Source organism: Microvirga terricola, assembly GCF_011777495.1.
Lineage (GTDB): Bacteria > Pseudomonadota > Alphaproteobacteria > Rhizobiales > Beijerinckiaceae > Microvirga > Microvirga terricola.
The window spans coordinates 16,122-36,513 of record NZ_JAATJS010000006.1 but is presented as its reverse complement, the minus strand read 5'-3'; the positions used below and the strand labels follow the sequence as shown (position 1 = coordinate 36,513).

Genomic DNA, 20,392 nt, shown 5'->3' with positions numbered 1-20,392 from the left:
CTGAAGTTGGGCGTGGGGCCGCTCCGGCTTTTCTGTCGAAGAGAATGGAAGCGGGGGTGTTGCAGTCCCAAAAGTGATGTAAGACGCCTTTCGCTCTTCACCGTATGGGGGATTCCGGTTTTGGAATCGCCTCCAAATCGCCGGAACATCATGCAATTCGGATCCGCCTTTCGGGCCGCCGCGGGCATCGCGGTCTTGTCCATCATGGACGCGATCATCAAGGGGATGGCCGCCCATTATCCGGTTTTCCAGGTCGCCTTCCTGCGCTTCGCCTGCGGCTCGATCATCGTCTCCGGTGTGGTTCTCGCGATGCGGCCCGGTTGGCCAGGCCGCGAGACGATCATCGCCAATGCGTTTCGTTCGGTCGTCGCGGTGACGACCGCTGTCAGTTTCTTCTATGCGCTCGGGCAATTGCCTCTGGCCGAAACGCTGGTGCTCTCGTTCCTGTCTCCGATGTTCATCGCCCTTTTCGGCCTGCTTCTGCTGAAAGAGCGGGTCGACGGCAAAGTCCTCGCTGCCATCGTGGTCGGCTTCGTCGGCACCCTCATCGTGGTTCTGGGCCAGACCGAGACGGCGGGAGCCACCCGGTCCTGGGGCGGCGTTGTGGCGGCGCTTTTGTCGGCCGTCACCTACGCGTTCAGCCTCGTCCTGCTGCGCCAGCGCGCCCAGCGGGACAAGTTCATGCATATCGTCATCTTCCAGAATTTCGGCCCGGCGATCCTTGTTGCGCCGTTCGGGTTCTATGTCTGGCAACCCTTGGACCTGTCGCATCTGGCCTGGTTCATGACGATGGGCGTGCTGGGCGTGGTCGGCCACGTCCTTCTGGTGACGGCCTATGCCAAGGCCGAGGCAGCGCGCCTCGCGCCTCTGGAATACACAGCCCTGATCTGGGCGGCGGGCATCGGCTACGGCGTTTTCAGTGAAATTCCCACCTGGGCCACCCTCGGCGGCGGCGCGCTGATCGTGGGGGCAGCGCTTTTGACCTCCCGACGGTAACCTTGAACCCGAAGGAAAGTCCGGGTTTCGGCATCATTTGACCCGCGGATACGATTCCTTTTGCAGCGCGTCTTGACTCACCTTGGGGGCGTACTTATTTCGCCCGTCATTGGCACTCGTCACCCGACAGTGCTAACAGAACAGACCAGGACGCGGCCAATGGGGGCTGCGCTAACAGTCAAAGAGGAAGTTCCATGAAGTTCCGTCCGCTGCACGACCGTGTCGTCGTTCGCCGCCTTGAGAGCGAAGAGAAGACCAAGGGCGGCATCATCATCCCGGACACCGCCAAGGAAAAGCCGCAAGAGGGCGAAGTCGTCGCCGTCGGCTCCGGCGCTCGTGACGAGAGCGGCAAGCTCGTTGCCCTCGACGTCAAGAAGGGCGACCGCGTTCTCTTCGGCAAGTGGTCCGGCACGGAAGTGAAGATCGATGGCCAGGATCTCCTGATCATGAAGGAATCCGACATCATGGGCGTGATCGCGAAGTAAGTTCGCGCCGTCTGCCGAAATCTCCTCAAATCTTTTTTCATTTAACTGGAGGCTCAGCCTATGGCTGCCAAAGACGTTAAATTCGCCGGCGAAGCTCGCGAGAAGATGCTGCGCGGTGTCGACATCCTCGCCGACGCGGTGAAGGTCACCCTCGGCCCGAAGGGCCGCAACGTCGTGATCGAGAAGTCCTTCGGCGCTCCGCGCATCACGAAGGACGGCGTGACCGTCGCTAAGGAAATCGAACTCGCCGACAAGTTCGAGAACATGGGCGCGCAGATGGTGCGCGAAGTCGCCTCGAAGACCAACGACATCGCCGGTGACGGCACGACGACCGCGACGGTTCTGGCCCAGGCCATCGTTCGCGAGGGCGCGAAGGCGGTTGCCGCCGGCATGAACCCGATGGACCTGAAGCGCGGCATCGACCTCGCTGCTACCGAGGCCGTCAAGGACATCCAGTCCCGCGCCAAGAAGGTGAAGTCGTCGGATGAGGTCGCCCAGGTCGGCACCATCTCCGCCAACGGCGATGCCTCCATCGGCGAGATGATCGCTCACGCGATGCAGAAGGTCGGCAACGAGGGCGTCATCACGGTCGAGGAAGCCAAGACCGCCGAGACCGAACTCGACGTCGTCGAGGGCATGCAGTTCGACCGCGGCTACCTCTCCCCGTACTTCATCACGAATGCGGAGAAGATGGTCGCCGAGCTCGAGGATCCCTACATCCTCATCCACGAGAAGAAGCTCTCCTCGCTCCAGTCCATGCTCCCGATCCTCGAGGCCGTGGTGCAGACCGGCAAGCCGCTGCTCATCATCGCCGAGGACGTGGAAGGTGAGGCTCTCGCCACCCTCGTCGTCAACAAGCTGCGTGGTGGCCTCAAGATCGCTGCCGTCAAGGCTCCGGGCTTCGGCGACCGCCGCAAGGCCATGCTCGAGGACATCGCCGTCCTCACCGCCGGCCAGACGATCTCCGAAGACCTCGGCATCAAGCTCGAGACCGTGACCCTCAACATGCTGGGCCGCGCCAAGCGCGTCCGCATCGAGAAGGAAAACACCACGATCATCGACGGCGCCGGCAAGAAGAAGGACATCGAGGCTCGCGTCGCTCAGATCAAGGCGCAGATCGAAGAGACCACCTCCGACTACGACCGTGAGAAGCTCCAGGAGCGTCTCGCCAAGCTCGCTGGCGGCGTCGCGGTGATCCGCGTCGGCGGCGCGACGGAAGTCGAAGTGAAGGAGAAGAAGGACCGCGTTGACGATGCGCTGAACGCCACCCGCGCTGCGGTTGAGGAAGGCATCGTTCCCGGCGGCGGCACGGCACTGCTCCGCGCCAAGGCTGCGGTTGCCAAGCTCAAGACCGACAACGCCGACGTCAAGGCCGGTATCAACATCGTCCTGCGCGCGCTCGAGGCTCCGATCCGTCAGATCTCCGAGAACGCGGGCGTCGAAGGCTCGATCGTCGTTGGCAAGATCAACGAGAACAAGTCCGACACCTTCGGCTTCAACGCGCAGACGGAAGAGTTCGTGGACATGCTGAAGGCCGGTATCGTCGATCCGGCGAAGGTCGTCCGCACGGCTCTGCAGGATGCGGCTTCGGTCGCCGGTCTCCTCGTCACCACCGAAGCTATGGTCGCCGAGCTTCCCCGCAAGGAAGCGGCTCCGGCGATGCCGGGCGGCGGCATGGGCGGCATGGACTTCTAAGTCCAAACGCACTTTGAATACGAAAGGCCCCGGAGCGATCCGGGGCCTTTTGTTTTGCCTGTTGCTTGTCTCGGGCGTGTGCGGAGCCATTACTGATAGGCGGGCACGGAGACCAAAGGTGGCATTTCCGGCAGCATCAAAAGTCTGGGATTGGTTGGTGGGCCACCGCGCCGAGTTGCGGCTTGCGTTGCGCGTCACCATCGCGGGAGCGGCTGCCTTCGCCCTGGCTCACGCGTTGTCCTTGTCCCAAGGCTTCTGGGCGGTGATTACGGCGGTCATCGTCATGCAGGCGAGTGTGGGCGGTTCCCTCAAGGCAGCAATCGACCGCTTCCTGGGGACATTCGCCGGTGCGGTTTATGGCGCGGCGGTCGCCGCCTTCGTGCCGCACGAGACCGTCATCCAAACGGGACTTGCCGTGGTTGTGGCTCTGGCGCCTCTGGCGCTTCTTGCGGCGGTCAAGGCGAGTTTTCGGGTCGCACCCATCACAGCGCTGATCGTTCTTCTCGCAACGACGAGCCAGACGCTCGGCCCTTTCGCATCGGCCATCGAGCGGGTGCTTGAAATTACGCTCGGAAACGTAGTCGGCGTCGCCGTTGCCCTGTTCGTGCTGCCCGCGCGGGCGCACACGCTCTTGACGGAGTCCGCGGCGCAGGTGGTTCGGCTGAATGTGCAATTGATGACCGCGATGATGAACGCTCTCATCGCGGAGCCCGGCACGCCTGGCGGAGTTGCACCCCTTCATGCGCGCATTCGCGTCAGTCTGAAGCAGGTCGACACGGCGGCTGACGAAGCCGCGCGAGAGCGCAAGACGCATCTGACCGACGCGCCCGATCCCGAACCATTGGTGCGCACGCTCTATCGCGTACGGCATGATTTTGTGATGATTGGCCGCGCCGCATCCGGTCCGTTGCCGGATGCCGTTCGCGACCGGCTCAGACCCTCCATCCTCGCGATCCGCGATACGGCTTGCGCGCTCCTGAACGAACTCGGCGACGCGTTGCAGATGCGCGCGCTGCCGCCGACCTCGGAGGCTTTTGATACGAGTCTCACGCGTTACGTGAGAGAGATGGATGCGCTGCGTGCGGAGCACTTGATGGACACGCTGCCGGGCGACACGGTCGGGCGCCTCTATGCGCTGCAATTCGCCTTCGAGCAGTTCCGGCAGGATCTCGACGATCTGACCGGGCGCACGCACGAAATGGCAGTGAGAAACGGTCGCGCGTCGGAAGAGAGATAGCCTTACAAGGTCAGCGAAAGCTGCGGCGTGACGGCGGCTTTCGCTTCATGCGCAAGCAGCCATCTCTTGCGCTCGATGCCGCCGCCATAACCCGTGAGCGTGCCGTTCGCACCCACCACCCGGTGACACGGCACGACGACTCCGACCGGGTTCGCGCCGTTGGCAAGGCCGACTGCGCGTGTGGCGGTGGGCTGGCCGATGCGCCGCGCCAGCTCGGCATAGGAGATTGTCGTGCCGCAGGGAATGTCGCGCAGGGCAGCCCAGACCTTGCGCTGGAACGGCGTGCCCGCAGTCTGGGCTGGCATGTCGTCGATGACCGACAACTCGCCCTCGAAATACGCGTTCATCGCGGTGGTGAAACCGCTCGGATCGCGTGCTGGCGTGAGGGTGAAGCGATCATCACCGTAGGAGCGCCGCAGCAGCAGAAGCAGGCGGTCCTCGTGATCGGTCCAATCGACGACGCGCAGATGTCCGCTGTCATCCGCAATCACTACGAGTTCGCCAATCGGCGTGCTCGTTCTGTCGATGAGAAGCCGCAACACGTCAGTCATTTCGCAACTCCGCTGCGTTCTGTTTTCAATCCGGGATCGGCGGCCCAAAGATGTTGTGCCGCGTAGGCGCGCCACGGTCGCCAGGGTTCCGCCCGTTGCAGAAGGTCCGCAGGCGTCGGGCGACTTCCAGTGTCGATGGCCGCCCCGCGCAGAAGGCCGATATCGCTTGCGGGAAAAGCATCCGTCTCGCGCAGGACGCGCAGCGCAATGTAATGCGCCGTCCAGTCGCCGATGCCGCGAATGCGGCGCAGGCGCGCAATGGCTTCCTCAATCGTTCCGAGCGGACGAAATAGGTCACGATCTTCAAGTGATGCTTCGGCCAACGCGGTGAGTGCTGTGCGTCGCGCACCCGGCATGCCGAGGCTGGAGAGGTCCGCCGCCGCGACACGTTCGGGCGTGGGGAAGGTGCGTAGGAGCGCGGGGTGCGTGCGCTCGTTCTCCGTCAGCGTCTCGCCGCACATCCTCACCAATTGCCCCGCGAGTCGCCGCGCGGCGCCAATCGTCACCTGCTGGCCGAGAATGGCGCGCACGGCGAGTTCGAAACCATCCCATCCGCCCGGCGCGCGCAGGCCCGGCCGCTCGGCGACAAGCCGCGCCAAAAACGGATCGCGGGAGAGATGCGTGCCGATGGTTTCGATGTCGGCTCCCACATCGAAGACGCGGCGCACGCGCGCCAAGATGGAGGGAAGCGCACGCACGCAAGGAAAATGGATTGTGACGGCAAGGCTGTTTTCCTGCGGCGCGTGACGCACTTCGACAGTGCCGTGCTTGCCCTCATGCGAAACGCTGCGCCGGTAAGTGTCGCCCACAACCTCCTCGACGCCCTCGATAGCGCGCGCTTCGAGATAAGCCAGAATGGCGGACCAGTCGTAAGGCGGCCGATAGCGCACGTTCAAGGTCACGCCCGCTTCCGACTGAGCGGAGAGATCGGTGACGCTCTTGCGACGCAACTCGCTCGGCGGGCGGCGGAAGAGATCGTGAAAAGTTTCGTTGAAGCGCCGCACACTGCCGAAGCCTGCGGCGAGTGCAACCTCGGCCATCGGCATGCGCGTTTCCTGAATGAGCTGTTTGGCAAACAGCACTCGCCGCGTTTGCGCGACCGCTATCGGAGACGCACCGAGATGCTGCTTGAACAGCCGACGAAGCTGCCGCTCGCCGAGCCCCAAACGGTCGGCGAGGGCTTCGACGTTCGCTTCATCGCCATCAAGCGCGCCATCGGCAATGAGCGCGAGAGCGCGCGACACCGTATTCGACGTGCCGCGCCAGGAGCCGAAATCTGGCGCGGTCTCCGGGCGGCAGCGCAGGCAGGGCCGTAAGCCCGTTTCCTGCGCGGCGGCAGCGGAGGCGAAGAAGCGGCAATTTTCGAGCTTGGGTGTCTGCGCCGGGCAGACAGGGCGGCAATAGATACCCGTCGAGGTCACGCCGACGAACAGGCGTCCGTCGAAACGCGGGTCGCGGGTCTGGAGAGCCCGGTAGCAGGCTTGGCGGTCGAGAAGGTCCATGAGCGGACCTTCTCACATTTTGCGCATCAGCGCTCGCGGTTTTCGGACGTGACCATTACGGTCAAGCCGCCGCCTTTGCCGCGAGGAGCGTGCTGAGATGCGAATTTCGCTTGGCAATGAATTGCCGCAAGCGCTCGGGGTAATCTGGCTGCACGGCGCCTCGCACGGAGGGTCGGGTGCTCAGCGCCGCGCGCCAACGGCTTACCTTGGGCTTATCGGCAAAGATGCCGAGATCGGTGAAGCCGTCGAAAACGTCGAAATAGCGGAAGATTGGACCGAAGACGGCATCGACGAGCGAGAACGAGGAGCCGTCGAACCACGGATCAGCTTTGAGCCGCTTCTCGATCCACGCGAAACGCTTGCTCAGAACGGCGCACTTGGCGTTGAAGCTCCGTTCGTCGGGCGCGTTGTAGAGCCCGCCGATGTCGTTGAGGATCGTCGATCCGAATTCGATCCAGGCGCGGTGGTCGGCCCGCGTGAGCGGGTCGACCGGATGCAGTTTCGGAGCCACCGTATCCTCGAGATACTCGAGGATCACGGCGGATTCGAAGATCACCGCATCACCGACCTTCAGCAACGGCACCTTGCCGAGCGGCGAGATGGCCTTGAACCAGTCAGGCTTGTCCGCCGTGTCGACATAGATGCGCTCGAACGGCTCGCCTTTTTCGGCCAGTGCAATCGCGGCGCGCTGGACGTAGGGGCAGAGGTGGCTGCTGACGAGGGTAAGCGTGGTCATGCGGTGTCTCTCTTCGTGCTTAGGCCGCGGCTTGCAGCAAGCCCTCGGCGACGAGCGCCTCGCGCACCTTCGGACGGGCGCTGACGCGATCGAGGAAGGCCTTGAGATTCGGGTATCCCGAGATGTCGATGTTGAGATAGCCGGCCCAGTTCACGACCGTGAACAGATAGGCATCGGCCACCGTGAACTGCGAGCCGGTCAGGAAGGGCTGAGCCGCGAGGATCTTGTCGAGATAGGCGAAGCGGATCGCCAGGCGGTCCTTTGCAGCCTGCTTCGACTCTTCCGGCGTTGCCGGGTTCCAAAGCGGCGAGAAGCCCTTGTGAACCTCGGAGCTGATGAAAGCGAGCCATTCCTGCAGGCGGTAGCGTTCCATGGTGCCGTTTGCCGGCGCGAGCTTAGCGGACGGGTTCTTATCGGCAACGAGCTGCACAAGGGCTGCGACCTCGGTCATCACTGCGCCGTCGTCAAGCTTGAGAGCCGGGACGTAACCCTTCGGGTTCAGGGCAGCGAAATCGGCGCCGGTTTCGGTCTTGCGGGTGGCGAGATCGACCTTCTCAATCGTGAGGGGCAGGCCGGCCTCATAGGCGGTGATGTGAACCGCGAGCGAGCAGGCGCCGGGAGCATAGTAGAGTTTCATAGGGAGGTTTCCTTTGGAGTGGGGATGAGCAGAAGGATCAGGCGGTGCGCCCGACGGGGGAGGTCTGCGAGCCGAGCGGCAGGGACCGCGACGGGCTCAAGGCATAAGCGCCATCGCCGAGCAGGGCCTGTGCGACGGAAAGGATGATGAGGTAGAGCGGATATTCCCAGCCGCCGCCGGTCGACGTAAACACCCAGCCGTTGCCAGAATGGACTTTGAGCGCGCCGATCAGGATCGGAACAAGCGCCAGGGCGACCCAACGGCTCTGAACGCCGAGGATGAGCAGAACGCCGCCGATGGCTTCAGCGAAGACGGTGACGTACGCCAGCCAGCCGGGCAGGCCGATGGACTGAAAATACTGCGCAGTGCCGGCCAGCGTGAAGGTCATCCATTTCAGGACGATGCTGTGGGAGAGATACATGAGGCCGAGCGACAGACGCAGAAGCAGGGTCGCGTAGGCGGTCGTGGGGGAGGTGGTCGAGGTCATTGCAAACTCCATGCAGGTGCATGGATATAGACATACTTGCCTTTTGGTGTCAAATTTGATGCAATTGCATGAGAAAGAGGAGAGGTTTGCGGCAATGCAAAGACCATCCGAGGCGGTCGTCGATCTCTGGATTCGCCTGAACTGCGCCCAGCGGCGGTTGAGGGCGAATATCGAGGCCGACTTGAAGAAGGCGGGCCTCCCGTCTCTGGATTGGTACAGTGTGCTGCTTCACCTCAAGCGCGTCGAGTGCGGCCGCCTTTCTCCCCGCGAAATCGAAGAGGGGTTGCTGTTCGAGCAATATAACCTCTCGCGCCTCCTCGACCGCATGGAGAAGGAGGGGCTGGTACGCCGCATCCCTTATCCCGGCGACAAGCGCCGCCAATTGATCGAAATCACCGACAAGGGGCGGGGTCTGCAAAAACGCATGTGGTTGATCTACGGCGCGGCTATCGACCGCTTCCTCGGTGCGAGGCTCGATGAAGGGCAGGTGGAGCAATTGTCCACCCTGCTGTCCCGTCTGTAACGAACTCGTTAGCCCGCCAAGTTTCCGCCTTGTTCCTCGGGTTTGGCAGCCCATCTTTTCTTCCAGACAAGGCTCGGTTCTGGGGGAGGCAGAACGGGTTCCCGTTGACGAGGACAGTTTTTGTGAAACGTTTTTTGCTCGCCGTGATTTTTCGAAGCGCCCTATGCGTGCTTGCTATCGGCGCTCTTTTCTCCCTTCTTCCCACCGCGCTTCCCGTTTCGGACACGGCCCTTGCCGAAAGCGCTCCCACGGTTCGCTCAGGCTCGGTCTCCATCCGAACGGCAGACTTCACCGAGAGCGTGCAGTGGTATCAGGATCATCTCGATTTCCGCCTGATCACGATCCGCAACACTGCTCCTGAGCGCATGGCCGTTCTGGAGCGCGGTTCCTTTCTTCTGGAAATCACCGAGGCGGACCATCCGGCCCCCGCCCATGCGGCTGGCGACCGCGAAGCCAGGGTGACTCATTTTCCGGTGATCACCCTGTTGGTCCAGGATGTGGACGAGGAGATCGAGCGGCTGGAGACCCAAGGCGTCGAGATCCTCGAAGAGCCGGAGGACGATCTCGACGGCTCCTACCGGACGGCCCAGATCAAGGACAATGGCCGGCATCGCATCGAGCTGCGCGAGCCTCTCGGCTCCCCGGCCAGCATCGATTCAAACGGGCGGTGAAGCTGGCCGAAGCGATAAGCTGTGTTATAATATTTTTTCTCGGAATTCTTGAAGACGTCGGCGGCGACAACGCGTCAAACCGCATCGTCGCCACTCTCCCGCTCCGGCCTGTGTCGGCGGAGAACCCTCAATGACGATGGCCGGGCTTTCACTTAGCCATCGCATAACGATGACGCGCGATCCTAGCGCGGTGCAGATTTCACGTCCGCGTCCCACTTCTTGAGCAGGCGCGTGCGTTCCGCGACCGAGCCGTATTTTGGCACGTCGTAGTTGATGAGCTTCATCTCGGAGAGTTTCGGCGCATCCGGCGAGATCGGCGCGTTCTTGTTGGACGGGATCGAGTAGATTTTCAGATCCGCGCCGACGAGCTTTTGTGCTTCGGTGGAGAGAGCCCAGTCCACGAATTTCTGCGCCAGTTCGGTGTTCTTGCCACCCTTCACGATGGAGACGGAGCCCGTTTCATAGCCGGTGCCTTCGCAAGGAGCGACGGTCTTCACCGGCGCGCCCTCGGTGATCATCGTCACCATGTCGTGCATGAAGGCGATGCCGATGCCGGTTTCGCCGAGCGCCACCGCCTTGACCGGGGCCGCACCCGACTTGGTGTACTGATTGACGTTCTTGTGCAGCGCCTTCATGTAGTCGAATGCTTTGTCCTCGCCCATCAGCTGCACCAGCGTCGCGAGCATCACATAAGCGGTGCCGGACGAGTTGGGATCGGACACCTGAACTTCGTCGCGATATTTCGGGTCGAGCAGATCGGCCCAGCATTTCGGCTCGGGCAGGCCGCGGCTCGCAAGCACCTTGGTGTTGTAACCAAAACCGAGCGCGCCGAGATAAGTGCCGGTGGCGCGATAGCCCGATTGTTGCGCAAAGCGCGACGCCCAATCGTGAAGTTCCGGCAGCACGGGCGATTTGTATTCGACGGTCAATCCTTCTTCCGCCCCTGGATGTGGGAATCGCCGGGTCCGCCCCACCACACGTCGGCGCGCGGATTGGAGGCTTCGGCGCGAATCTGGGCCAGCGCCTCGCCGGTGCTCTTGCGCACCATTGTCACCTTGGTGCCGGTCGCCTTCTCGAAGGCCGCGACACCGACGCGGCACTGCTCTTCGAGAATGGAGCAATAGATGGTGAGGGACGCCTGTGCCTGGGCCGCAATCGGCGCAATACCGAGGCCGGCCGCAAGAGCAGTGCCGAACAGAAAGTGGCGCATTCGTTTTCCTCCTGAAGGCCGGACTCTTTGCCGGCTCTGTTACGAAGCGGAATGCGCGATCAGGACTATTAGCCGGCTTCTTGTCAAGCTGGCGGTGCTCCAGACGGCGAAAAATCTCGGCGCGAGGCGGGGCTTCAGATGATCTCGAAATCGAGCGCGGTCAGCTTCAGATACATGGGTAGGATCGCGAACTTGATCGGCGCTGCCGCGCCCGTTCCGTCCGTGTCGTAGAAGAGATCGCCGGTCTTGTTGTTGTAGATGATGCGGTCGCTGGAGTCTTTCGCCCGCGTGCCGATGACAAATGCGGAAGCGGGGAGCAAACCCCTCTTGAGCCTCGTGAAGATCGCGTCGTCGAGGCGGATGGTGTCGTCCGTCACGTTGAAGTCGGTGATCTTGTCGATATTGATCCTGCCCAGAGAGTTGTCCGAAAATCGCGTGTCGAAGACGAAAAAGTCCTTGCCCACGCCGCCCGTGAGGGCGTCGCTATCGAGACCGCCGGAGAGATAGTCGTTACCGACGCCGCCGGTTAACGTGTCTCGCCCCTCGCCGCCCTTCAGCACGTTGTTCACATTGTTGCCGATGAGCTTGTCGTTGCCCGAGCCGCCGGTCGCCCGCTCGATGATAGTGTTGGGGCCAATACAGATCGTGCTCCGGCTCGCGGTGCCGTCGGAGAAGGTGATCGGGTCACTCAACGTGCTGAACTTGCCCGGACGCAGGTCGATAGTGCAGTTGAGCCACCCTTTGTAAACGATGGCGTCCGTCCCGCTGACGTCGTCGATGGTCTGCCAGTATTTTTGCCCGTAGTTGAACGTGTAAAGCGTAGATCCCGCATTCGACTGCGGATCGCGCCCATAAAGATACTGGATCGCAACGAGGTCGAGATACATCGGTGTCGTCGGATAGTAGTCAGCAGTCACCGAGTCAGGCGCATAGGCTTTCGCTGAATAGCTCATCACCGTGTAGAAATAGCTGTCATACGCCTTCGACAGGATGCTGGAGCCTTCAAACGGATGTTTGAGGCCCAGGGCGTGGCCGATCTCGTGCAGCAGCGTGAAATAATCGTAAGTGCCGACGGGCGCGCCGGCGCCGTACCTGTCCCAATCGAGGCTCATCCAGACGTCGCCCGCCGACGGATATCCGGATGGAAGATAGGCGTGAGCATACTGGCTCACGTAGGCGCTCTGCGCGAAACGGAGCTCACCGACGACGGTGGAGTTGTCGGAGACGCGCGAAAAACTCAAACCCGATATGTTGGCCCAAGCCGTGAGCGCCTTAAGCGTCTGGTCGATTTCTTGGGAGGTGAATACGTACCAATCGTTCCACTCCATGGAAGCGGAGTAGTTTCGATCATAATAAGCCGTCGACTGCGGTACGCTCCAGGTCAGCGTCACTCCGCTGCCGGCGGGCTCGCTACCCCATTTTGTGCCATGGATCAGCGCGCTCGCCAGACCGATGGATGTCGAGACGGAGGAGCATGAGACAGAATTTGCAGTCGGGCGGGCCACAGTATTTTCATAGCATTCGCGACAATGGACGTGGCAGGAAGATTATCTGGGGTACCTCTTTCTATCAATGTTTTACGGTTACGTTTAATTGTCGCGAGCCGGCTTTAATGAAAAACGGCCGGCCCCTCATGAGGACCGGCCCGTCAGCAGGATCACGCTAGTGGAGAGCCTTACCAGCTCGTCAGCACCGCGCCCTTGAATTTCTCTTCGACGAACTTCTTCACTTCGGGCGTGTGGTAGGATTCGACGAGGGTCTTCACCCACGGTTTGTCCTTGTCCTCGGCGCGCACGGCGATGATGTTGACATAAGGACCCTTCGGGTTCTCGCGGGTCAGCGCATCCTTCACTGGGTCGAGACCAGCCTGCGTCGCGTAGTTGGTGTTGATGACGGCCGCATCAACGTCATCAAGGACGCGCGGAGCTTGTGCTGCGTCGATCTCGACGAATTTCAGCTTCTTCGCGTTTTCGGTAATGTCGAGAATGGTCGGCTTGAAGCCGACGCCGTCCTTCAGCTTCAACAGGCCCTTGTCCTGCAACAGCAGCAGCGCGCGGCCGCCATTGGTCGGATCGTTCGGGATCGCGACTGTCGCGCCATTCGGCAGTGCGTCGAAAGCCTTGTGCTTCTTCGAGTAGACGCCAATGGGGAAATTCACGGTCGTGGCGACGGTCTCGATCTTGTAGCCGCGGTCGGTCTTCTGGTTGTCGAGATAGGGCTGATGCTGGAACGAATTCGCTTCTAGTTCGCCGGAGGCCAGTGCCGCATTCGGCACGACGTAGTCGGAGAATTCGACGATCTTGATGTCGAGGCCCTTCTGCGCGGCGATGGGCTTCACCGCTTCCAGGATCTGCGCATGCGGACCGGGCGTGACGCCGATGCGAATGGTCTGCGTTTGCGCAGCGGCGGGCAACGCCGCAAGGGCGAGGAGGGCGGCAAGGCCCAGTTTCTTGAGAGACATCGGAAGGATCCTTGGATGAGGATAGAAAAGATGGATCAAGCGTGACGGATGCGCTTGTTGAGACGCCGCGCAAGCCTGTCGCCGATGCTCTGCACGAGCTGGACCAGCACGATGAGAACGACGACCACCGCGATCATCATGTCAGGCATGAAGCGCTGATAGCCGTAGCGGATGCCGAGATCGCCCAGGCCCCCGCCGCCGACCGCGCCGACCATTGCCGAGTAGCCGATGAGCGAAACGACCGCGAGCGTCAGACCGAGCGCGATGCCGGGTAGCGCTTCGGGGATCAGGACCTTCAGCACGATTTGCAAAGGTGTCGCGCCGAAGGCGCGCGCCGCTTCGATGAGGCCCTGATCCACTTCGCGGATCGCGCTCTCGATGAGACGTGCGATGAAGGGCGTTGCGGCGACGGTGAGCGGTACGATGGCCGCATTGGTGCCGATGGACGTTCCCGCGATCAGGCGCGTGAAAGGAATGATCGCGACGACGAGGATGATGAAAGGCGTGGAACGCGCGGCGTTGACCACCGCACCGAGCACGCGGTTGACCCACGGCGCGGCGTAAAGCTCACCCTTGCCGCTGGTGGCAAGAAACACACCGAGCGGCAGGCCGAAGAGGGTGCCGAGCAGCGCCGACACCGCAACCATGTAGAGCGTTTCGCCGGTCGAGGCGGCGATGAGGCGGATCATCTCAGGCGACATGGCCGAGCACCTCCGTGTCGAGTCCGTATTGCGTCAGGAAATTGAGAGTGGCGGTGAGCGAAGCGACCGGCACGCCGATGACGATCGTGCCGCAGGGGCGGCCCGCAATCTCGTCCACGGAGCCCGCGAGAATGTTGGCCTCGATGGAAAGGTCGCGCGCGAGCCGCGCCAGAACAGGATCGGTCGCATGCGGTCCGCGAAAGCCGATGCGGATTACCGCCTGACCGCCTGCGACCGGTTCCGCTTGCAGGCGGCTCGCCACGTAAGGCGGCAGCGCACGGCCGGCTTCATCCGCGAGGAAAGAGCGTGTCACTTCATGCTGCGGGCGCGTGAAAACATCGAACACGTCACCCTGTTCGACGATGCGTCCGCCTTCGATCACCGCGACCTCGCGCGCGATCGAGCGGATCACCGCCATTTCGTGCGTGATCAGCACGATGGTCAGGCCAAGCTCAGCATTGATGCGCGCGAGGAGGTCGAGAATAGAGCGCGTGGTTTCGGGATCGAGTGCGGAGGTTGCTTCGTCGGACAGCAGCACCTTCGGCTTCGTGGCGAGTGCGCGCGCGATGCCGACGCGCTGTTTCTGGCCGCCGGAAAGTTCGGAAGGGTAACGGTTGCGCTTGTCGGAGAGGCCGACGAGCGCCAGAAGCTCATCGACGCGCGTTTTGATCGCCGCCTTGTCGTAGCCCGCAACCTCGAGCGGTAGGGCGATGTTTTGCGCCGCCGTGCGCGAGGAGAGCAGGTTGAAATGCTGAAAAATCATGCCGATGGAGCGCCGGGCGTGGCGCAGCGACTTTTCCGGCAGCGCCGCGATGTCCGCGCCGTCGACAATGACGCGGCCTGAGCTCGGCTTTTCGAGGCCGTTGACGAGGCGGATCAGGGTCGACTTGCCCGCGCCCGAACGACCGATGATGCCGAGGATCGAGCCTTGCTGGACCGAGAGGTCGATCTCGCCCAGCGCCGTGACGGGCGAGCCGTCGCGGCCCGCAAAAATCTTCGAGACTTTCTCCAGGCGCACGATGGGTTCCACCGGGACCAAGCGTCGCACCGGCTGATCGCCGAGATATCCGAGAGAGGCGTTCATGGGTTCCGTTCGTGGTTTTCCTTGGGGACCGGTCTCATTGTGCGGATGCGAAGAGATGCGCTATCTTGTTCTCTATGTCAACTTTTTCGTTCTTTAAATCGGAAAGTATGTTCTGAGGAACGATCTGCCGGGTGCCACGATGCCCTGGTACGTGTCGTCACAGCCCCGGAAAATCGGGACTTTCACCATTTTTTTGCCACGAGGGCGGTTGATCGGGCATGCACGGCCCGCCGCAACAAGGGGCGCGGGACGCTCGCTCACATTTGAGCCGATCCGAAGGGGCAGTCTGATTCCCCTCCGTCGGATCATGCTTTAGACAAGTCATAATTCGTTTTTGCTTCAGAGGGTTTGGGGGACCAACCATATGATTCAGGCCAGCATAGCCACAGCAGCAGCCGGTCTTGCGCTACTCGCCCTGCAATGGGGCGGAACGGACATCTCGATCCTGTTGCCGGTGGCAGTGCTAGGCTTAAGTGTGGCGCTCTTCCTCGCCCGGTCGATGGCGAAGTTTCTCCAGATCTTCATCGGCGTCCTGGCGGGTGTCGAAGGCCTTCTGGTGGCCTTAAGCCTCCTGCGGGCGTTCGGCCTCGTATCGGAATCCTTCGCGGATTATGTGCCGCCGGCCTCCATGCCCATTGGCGCGACGATCTTCGCCTTCATCATCTTCGGCGTGTCGCGCGTCCCGGTCATCCGCACGATCACGCGCATCGCGGATCGCTATTTCACCTCCAGGGCGTTGAGTGAAATCCATGTGCCGTTGATTGGCCGCATTCGCGCATCGGAAGGGGCCATCGGCACAGCGCTACTCGCTTTCCTACTCCTCATCAATCTGGGTCAGGTCGCGCTGAACGTCCGGCTGAACTTCTTCGGGCGCGACATGTTCAACGCCCTTCAGGAGAAGGATGCGGGAGCGTTCTGGTATCAGCTGTTCTGGGTCTTCGTGCCGCTCGCTTCTGTCTTCATCACGACGGCACTGGTCGAGATCGTATCGCAATACGTGCTTCGCATCCGCTGGCGCGGCTTTCTCAACCGGCTCTACGTGCACGAGTGGTTGAGCGAAGGCACGCATTATCGCATGCAGCTTGTCGGCCACGCGGCGGACAACCCCGATCAGCGTATCGCGGACGATTTGAAGAGCTATATCGACCAGACCTACACGCTCTCCATCGGCCTGCTGAACCAATCTGCGACACTCGTGTCCTTCATCGCGATCCTGTGGTCGCTCTCGGCTGGATTCACGCTGCCCGGCACGGACATTCCGGTTCCCGGTCTGCTGGTCTGGGTCTGTATCGCCTATGCCGTTCTCGGAACGTGGCTGACACATGCCATCGGGCGTCCGCTGATCCGCCTCTATTTCCAGCAGGAGCGCGTGGAAGCGGATTACCGCTTCTCCCTTGCGCGTCTGCGCGAATACACCGAACAGGTTGCGCTGCTCGGCGGTGAGACGGCGGAGCAGCAGGCACTGAACGGACGCTTTGGAATGATCGTGCGCAACTTCATGCAGATCGTTCGCCGCGTTATGCGTCTGCAAGTATTCCAGTCGGCTTACTTCCAGGCCAACGTGGTCGTGCCCTACATCCTGACCGCGCCTTACTTCTTCATTGGCAAGGTGACCCTTGGCCAGATGCAGCAGACGGTCGGCGCGTTCTCGAGCGTGCAGGGCGCGCTGGACTTCTTCATCACGTCTTACTCCACTATCGCCAATTACAAGGCGGGCGTTGACCGTCTGACCACTTTCGAGGCCGCTATCGAAGCGGTGCGTCACCAGGGTGAGAAGGGCCGCGTCACGCTCGCGCCCTCGCACAACGGCGATCTCAATGTCGAAGGCCTTCAGGTTGCGCTCCCCGATGGCCGCGTGTTGATGACGGCCGATGGCGTGTCCTTCCGCCAGGGGGAGACGACGTTGCTCACGGGACCGTCGGGCTCGGGCAAGTCGACGCTCTTCCGCGCCATCTCTGGCATCTGGCCATTTGGTACGGGCCAGATCCTCGTGCCGAAAGGCCAGTCGATGATGCTGCTGCCGCAGCGGCCCTACATTCCGATGGGAGCTTTACGCGCGGCGGTGACTTATCCCGGCACGCATGTGGCTTACGGCGATGCCGCCATTAAGGAGGCGCTGCGCGCCGCGAGGTTGCCGGCTCTCGTGGATCGTCTCGACGAGGAGCGTGCCTGGGCGCAGACGCTCTCGCTCGGCGAGCAGCAACGCCTCGCCATCGCCCGGGCGCTCCTCGCCAAGCCTGATTGGCTTTTCCTGGACGAGGCCACCGCTGCCCTCGACGAGCCGACGGAGGCTGAGATCTACGCCGTCATCCGCGAGAAGCTGCCCGAAACCACCGTCGTCTCCATCGGCCACCGCTCGACGCTGTCCGCCTTCCACAACCGGCGCATCGACATGGTGAAGACCGAAGACGGGCTTTTCGCACCCGTCGAGCGGCGCCAGCCGGAACCGGCGGAGTAGGCGCTCTTTCCCGTTGTCGTCACCGGGCTTGTCCCGGTCACCCCGATACGTGAGGCGATTTCATCGAGATGGCCGGGACAAGCCCGGCCACGACAACGCGAGGACTCCAAAACGAAAATGGCCGGCGCGAGGCCGGCCATTCGAAATCGCTCGTTCGGAATTCCTAGAGCGCCCGCTCGAACCGCAGCTCGCCGTTCTGGGTGCGGACGATGAGCGTCGAGCCCAGAATGTCCCACTTCGCCGAGGTGCGAAGCGCCACGAGGAAGGCTTGCTCGGTCGCCATGATAGTCTTGTCGCAGGACTTCTTGGTCAGCGCGAAGGGGCCGACCGCGAGGCCCTGTTCGCGCAGGGGATAGGCGGTGGCCGAGTAGTTGTTGCAGCCGCCGAAGCCGCGGGCGCGCAATTGGTCGTCGAGCGCGAAGCTCGGGCGGTCGCCCCCGAAGGGCTTGCCGTTGAGGCTCACGGCGACCCAGGACGAGCCAAGCGGAAAGATCTTGTCCTTCTCACCGGGCTGAGGAACCTTGGTATCGACCTGACGGGCCGGGCCGGCGGGGCGGCCAATGGGAGTCTGGGTCTGGGCATGGGCTGCCGATACCGTGGCGAGGGCGGCCAGGAGCGCCGCAAGGCGAAGCGCGTACATCAGAACCTCGTGAACAGAAAAACGCCGGGACCATAAGGGGCCTGACGCGCGGAGGCAACGTCTCCCGCGCGTCCTTTGATTATTTGCACATACGGCTACCATCGGCAAAGCCGCCTGGGACTGTTTTCAACCGATCCGGCGCAGCAGCCGCTCGGTCAGGGCGTTCGTCGGACGGAACAGGTAGTCGAAGGCCCGCACGGTGATGTCCTGCGCTCCGATGGCCTGCAGCCCGGCCACGATCTCGAACACCGTCGAGGCTTTGCAATGCAGCACCACTTCTCCGCCTGCCGGCTGGCCGTAAGGCAAGGTCGCACCGAATTGCTGGACAAGGGCCGAGAGGCCCGACACGCGGGAGAGATCGAGCGCGGCGCGCACCTCGCGGCTCGTGCGGGCTTCTTCCTCCGCCGCGATACGGGTCAGGACGGTGGTGGCGGCCCGGCGCGCGCGGTCGTTCCAGGGTGCGCGGGCGGATGCGACGAGATTGGCCTCCGAGCGGAGGATCATCCCGTCGTCGATGATTTTGAGCGCATTGGCCTTCAGGGTCGCGCCGGTGGTGGTGATGTCGACCACGATTTCCGCCGAGCCCGCGCCCGGCGCGCCTTCGGTAGCTCCCAAACTTTCCACGATGCGGTAATCGGCTATGCCCCGCTCCGCAAAGAAACGGCGGGTCAGGTTCACGTATTTCGTAGCGACACGCAGCTTGCGGCCGTGGCGGGCGCGCATGTCGGCGGCGACCTCGTCGAGGTCGGCCATGGTGCGCACGTCGATCCAGGCCTGCGGCACCGCAACGATCACGTTGGCATAGCCGAAGCCGAGGGGCGTGAGCAGTTCCACGGCCTCGTCCGCATCAGCGATCTGCTCGCGGATCAGGTCCTCGCCGGTAATGCCGAGATGGGCCGCGCCGCTCGCCAAGTGGCTGACGATCTCGGAGGCGGAAATGAAGGCCACCTCGACGTCAGGCACGCCGCTCAGCGTGCCGCGATAATCGAGCGCGCCGCGCGACTGATTGAAGACGAGACCGGCGCGCGCGAAGAACGCCGCCGCGTTTTCCTGCAGGCGGCCCTTGGAGGGCACCGCCAGGATCAGGGGAGAATCGCTCATCAGGGCCTCCCCACGATGCGTTCGAGCCAGAAAGAGCAGCCGACTGCCGGGATCGGCGCTGCCGCTCCGAGGTGTTCCAGCAGGCGGTCATAACGTCCGCCGCCGACGACCGGCTTGCCGTCGCCGCGGGCCGGGTCCAGCACCTCGAAGATGAAACCGGTATAGTAGTCGAGATTGCGCGCGAAGGTCGCGGCGAAGGCAAAGGCGCTCACATCGAGCCCACGCGCCGCCATGAAGCCAGTCCGTTCCTCGAAGGCGCTGATCGCCGTGCCGAGATCGAGCCCGGCATCCTTCGCGAGATTTTTCACCGCCTGGATCGCCTGATCCGGATCGCCTGCGATGGCGAGGTAGCGCTCCAGCACGTTCCGGGCGTCATCCGACAGGCCCGTGCGGTTCGATGCCCGGGCAAGGAAGCGCTCGGCGATTTCGCCTGCAGTCCGCCCGCCCACGCGGGCGATGCCGGCGATGGACAAAATATCCTCCACGAAGGCCTTGGCGGCTTGAGGCGCTTGGCCCTCGATGGCGGCGAGAAGGCCTGCGTGTTCCTCACTCTGGCCCTCGGTGTCGGCGAGGCTCGCGAGCCCCTGGCCTGAGACGATGGCGCGGATGACCCGGCGCTTGGCGGCGGGCGCGACGCCGAGCGCGTCGATGAGCGCGTGGAGCAGCCCCATATCGCCGAGCTTGACGCGGCAGGAGGTTCGCCCGAGCTGTTCCAGCCCTTCGAGGGCAAGCCCCAAAATCTCGGCATCGGCGGCGGAGGCGTCTGCCCGGCCGATGGATTCAAGGCCGGCCTGGAGGAATTCGCCGCTTTCGCCCGGGCGCATGCGGAAGACCGGGCCGCCATAGGAATAGCCGGCCGGTTGCGCGCCGTGATGGGTGAGATGGCCGAGACAGACGGGGATGGTGTATTCGGGCCTGAGGCACAGCTCTGTTCCCGAGGCGTCCTGCGTCACGAACATGCGCCGCCGGATATCCTCACCCGACAAATCGATGAACATGTCCGCTGGCTGCAGCACAGCCGGTTCGACGCGCGCATAGCCCTCGCGCTCGAAGAGCGCGATCAGCGCGATGATGGCTTCCGTCTCCGTCACTGGCGTCGTCCAAGTTCCTTGTCCGCATGCTCTCTAGCAATGCTCGACAGGGAAGGCGACCGTTTTCGGCGGGCAGGGTGAACAGGGGAGGGCCGCATCCGGAGCAGGGCGCGGCCATGGGAGCCT

19 protein-coding genes and 1 pseudogene are annotated in these 20,392 nt (G+C 62.9%); 7 read left to right on the top strand and 13 right to left on the bottom strand.

Translation table 11 applies throughout. The annotated features are described in order from the left end of the window. Positions 1–150 precede the first annotated feature (150 nt). The 4 genes from HB375_RS15760 (at position 151) to HB375_RS15745 (ending at position 4,413) form a co-directional block, all read left to right on the top strand. Positions 151–996, top strand: coding sequence for a DMT family transporter (locus HB375_RS15760; RefSeq protein ID WP_167673972.1), 846 nt, complete (start codon positions 151–153; stop codon positions 994–996). A 194-nt stretch (positions 997–1,190) separates the two neighbouring features. Next, positions 1,191–1,481 carry a co-chaperone GroES gene (gene groES, locus HB375_RS15755; RefSeq protein ID WP_167673971.1) on the top strand — a complete coding sequence of 97 codons (291 nt, stop codon included), beginning with the start codon at positions 1,191–1,193 and terminating at the stop codon, positions 1,479–1,481. 60 nt (positions 1,482–1,541) lie between these two features. After that, complete coding sequence (gene groL / locus HB375_RS15750; RefSeq protein WP_167673970.1) at positions 1,542–3,176, top strand: chaperonin GroEL; 1,635 nt, start codon at positions 1,542–1,544, stop codon at positions 3,174–3,176. Positions 3,177–3,294: 118 nt separating this feature from the next. Further along, positions 3,295–4,413, top strand: a complete 1,119-nt coding sequence (locus HB375_RS15745) for an FUSC family protein (RefSeq protein WP_167673969.1) — start codon at positions 3,295–3,297, stop codon at positions 4,411–4,413. Between the two features lie 2 nt (positions 4,414–4,415). Here the strand turns inward: HB375_RS15745 and ogt are convergent, their stop codons facing one another. The 5 genes from ogt to HB375_RS15720 form a co-directional block, all read right to left on the bottom strand. Next, positions 4,416–4,964 (bottom strand): methylated-DNA--[protein]-cysteine S-methyltransferase, encoded by a 549-nt coding sequence (ogt, locus tag HB375_RS15740; protein WP_167673968.1) that lies wholly within the window; start codon positions 4,962–4,964, stop codon positions 4,416–4,418. Then, entirely contained in the window at positions 4,961–6,466 is a 1,506-nt protein-coding gene (locus HB375_RS15735) for a DNA-3-methyladenine glycosylase 2 family protein (RefSeq protein ID WP_167673967.1), read from the bottom strand. The genes ogt and HB375_RS15735 overlap by 4 nt, the downstream gene beginning before the upstream one ends. A 61-nt stretch (positions 6,467–6,527) precedes the next feature. Next, the gene (locus tag HB375_RS15730; RefSeq protein ID WP_167673966.1) at positions 6,528–7,202 is read right to left on the bottom strand and encodes a glutathione S-transferase family protein; all 675 of its coding nucleotides are present in this window, start codon (positions 7,200–7,202) and stop codon (positions 6,528–6,530) included. Between the two features lie 19 nt (positions 7,203–7,221). Further along, the gene (gene gstA, locus HB375_RS15725) at positions 7,222–7,839 is read right to left on the bottom strand and encodes a glutathione transferase GstA (RefSeq protein ID WP_167673965.1); all 618 of its coding nucleotides are present in this window, start codon (positions 7,837–7,839) and stop codon (positions 7,222–7,224) included. Between the two features lie 37 nt (positions 7,840–7,876). Further along, complete coding sequence (locus HB375_RS15720) at positions 7,877–8,326, bottom strand: DoxX family protein (RefSeq protein ID WP_205800230.1); 450 nt, start codon at positions 8,324–8,326, stop codon at positions 7,877–7,879. Positions 8,327–8,420: 94 nt separating this feature from the next. Here HB375_RS15720 and HB375_RS15715 point away from each other — a divergent pair, with 94 nt between their 5' ends. Together HB375_RS15715 and HB375_RS15710 are read left to right on the top strand one after the other, a co-directional pair. Continuing rightward, positions 8,421–8,849 (top strand): MarR family winged helix-turn-helix transcriptional regulator, encoded by a 429-nt coding sequence (locus tag HB375_RS15715; RefSeq protein WP_167673963.1) that lies wholly within the window; start codon positions 8,421–8,423, stop codon positions 8,847–8,849. A 122-nt stretch (positions 8,850–8,971) separates the two neighbouring features. Continuing rightward, the gene (locus HB375_RS15710) at positions 8,972–9,520 is read left to right on the top strand and encodes a VOC family protein (protein WP_167673962.1); all 549 of its coding nucleotides are present in this window, start codon (positions 8,972–8,974) and stop codon (positions 9,518–9,520) included. A gap of 182 nt (positions 9,521–9,702) precedes the next feature. Here the strand turns inward: HB375_RS15710 and HB375_RS15705 are convergent. From HB375_RS15705 to HB375_RS15685, 5 genes and pseudogenes are all read right to left on the bottom strand, one after another. Continuing rightward, positions 9,703–10,730: pseudogene (locus HB375_RS15705) on the bottom strand (ABC transporter substrate-binding protein). A gap of 134 nt (positions 10,731–10,864) precedes the next feature. Further along, positions 10,865–12,235, bottom strand: a complete 1,371-nt coding sequence (locus HB375_RS15700) for a matrixin family metalloprotease (RefSeq protein WP_167673961.1) — start codon at positions 12,233–12,235, stop codon at positions 10,865–10,867. Positions 12,236–12,405: 170 nt separating this feature from the next. Beyond that, entirely contained in the window at positions 12,406–13,191 is a 786-nt protein-coding gene (locus tag HB375_RS15695) for a MetQ/NlpA family ABC transporter substrate-binding protein (RefSeq protein ID WP_167673960.1), read from the bottom strand. 35 nt (positions 13,192–13,226) lie between these two features. Then, entirely contained in the window at positions 13,227–13,892 is a 666-nt protein-coding gene (locus HB375_RS15690) for a methionine ABC transporter permease (protein WP_167673959.1), read from the bottom strand. Then, positions 13,882–14,976 carry a methionine ABC transporter ATP-binding protein gene (locus tag HB375_RS15685; protein WP_167673958.1) on the bottom strand — a complete coding sequence of 365 codons (1,095 nt, stop codon included), beginning with the start codon at positions 14,974–14,976 and terminating at the stop codon, positions 13,882–13,884. Before HB375_RS15685 ends, HB375_RS15690 begins: the two co-directional genes overlap by 11 nt. 364 nt (positions 14,977–15,340) lie before the next feature. Here HB375_RS15685 and HB375_RS15680 point away from each other — a divergent pair, with 364 nt between their 5' ends. Then, complete coding sequence (locus HB375_RS15680) at positions 15,341–17,434, top strand: ABC transporter ATP-binding protein/permease (protein ID WP_167673957.1); 2,094 nt, start codon at positions 15,341–15,343, stop codon at positions 17,432–17,434. Between the two features lie 163 nt (positions 17,435–17,597). Here the strand turns inward: HB375_RS15680 and HB375_RS15675 are convergent, their stop codons facing one another. The 3 genes from HB375_RS15675 to HB375_RS15665 all read right to left on the bottom strand — a co-directional run bounded on the left by HB375_RS15675 (position 17,598) and on the right by HB375_RS15665 (position 20,266). Beyond that, positions 17,598–18,074, bottom strand: coding sequence for an META domain-containing protein (locus tag HB375_RS15675; RefSeq protein ID WP_167673956.1), 477 nt, complete (start codon positions 18,072–18,074; stop codon positions 17,598–17,600). Between the two features lie 126 nt (positions 18,075–18,200). Continuing rightward, a complete protein-coding gene (gene hisG / locus HB375_RS15670) occupies positions 18,201–19,175 on the bottom strand; it encodes an ATP phosphoribosyltransferase (RefSeq protein ID WP_167673955.1) in 975 nt (324 codons plus the stop codon). After that, positions 19,175–20,266: an ATP phosphoribosyltransferase regulatory subunit gene (locus HB375_RS15665; RefSeq protein ID WP_167673954.1), complete on the bottom strand. Its 1,092-nt coding sequence runs from the start codon at positions 20,264–20,266 to the stop codon at positions 19,175–19,177. Before HB375_RS15665 ends, hisG begins: the two co-directional genes overlap by 1 nt. Positions 20,267–20,392: the final 126 nt, after the last annotated feature.

What these genes read in the sequence shown, in the direction of transcription:
- HB375_RS15715 (WP_167673963.1), top strand. Translation starts at nt 8,421, where the DNA reads ATGCAAAGACCATCCGAGGCGGTCGTCGATCTCTGGATTCGCCTGAAC.
- ogt (WP_167673968.1), bottom strand. Translation starts at nt 4,964, where the DNA reads ATGACTGACGTGTTGCGGCTTCTCATCGACAGAACGAGCACGCCGATT.
- groES (WP_167673971.1), top strand. Translation starts at nt 1,191, where the DNA reads ATGAAGTTCCGTCCGCTGCACGACCGTGTCGTCGTTCGCCGCCTTGAG.
- HB375_RS15735 (WP_167673967.1), bottom strand. Translation starts at nt 6,466, where the DNA reads ATGGACCTTCTCGACCGCCAAGCCTGCTACCGGGCTCTCCAGACCCGC.
- HB375_RS15720 (WP_205800230.1), bottom strand. Translation starts at nt 8,326, where the DNA reads ATGACCTCGACCACCTCCCCCACGACCGCCTACGCGACCCTGCTTCTG.
- HB375_RS15690 (WP_167673959.1), bottom strand. Translation starts at nt 13,892, where the DNA reads ATGTCGCCTGAGATGATCCGCCTCATCGCCGCCTCGACCGGCGAAACG.
- groL (WP_167673970.1), top strand. Translation starts at nt 1,542, where the DNA reads ATGGCTGCCAAAGACGTTAAATTCGCCGGCGAAGCTCGCGAGAAGATG.
- gstA (WP_167673965.1), bottom strand. Translation starts at nt 7,839, where the DNA reads ATGAAACTCTACTATGCTCCCGGCGCCTGCTCGCTCGCGGTTCACATC.
- hisG (WP_167673955.1), bottom strand. Translation starts at nt 19,175, where the DNA reads ATGAGCGATTCTCCCCTGATCCTGGCGGTGCCCTCCAAGGGCCGCCTG.
- HB375_RS15695 (WP_167673960.1), bottom strand. Translation starts at nt 13,191, where the DNA reads ATGTCTCTCAAGAAACTGGGCCTTGCCGCCCTCCTCGCCCTTGCGGCG.
- HB375_RS15680 (WP_167673957.1), top strand. Translation starts at nt 15,341, where the DNA reads ATGATTCAGGCCAGCATAGCCACAGCAGCAGCCGGTCTTGCGCTACTC.
- HB375_RS15760 (WP_167673972.1), top strand. Translation starts at nt 151, where the DNA reads ATGCAATTCGGATCCGCCTTTCGGGCCGCCGCGGGCATCGCGGTCTTG.
- HB375_RS15730 (WP_167673966.1), bottom strand. Translation starts at nt 7,202, where the DNA reads ATGACCACGCTTACCCTCGTCAGCAGCCACCTCTGCCCCTACGTCCAG.
- HB375_RS15685 (WP_167673958.1), bottom strand. Translation starts at nt 14,976, where the DNA reads ATGAACGCCTCTCTCGGATATCTCGGCGATCAGCCGGTGCGACGCTTG.
- HB375_RS15675 (WP_167673956.1), bottom strand. Translation starts at nt 18,074, where the DNA reads ATGTACGCGCTTCGCCTTGCGGCGCTCCTGGCCGCCCTCGCCACGGTA.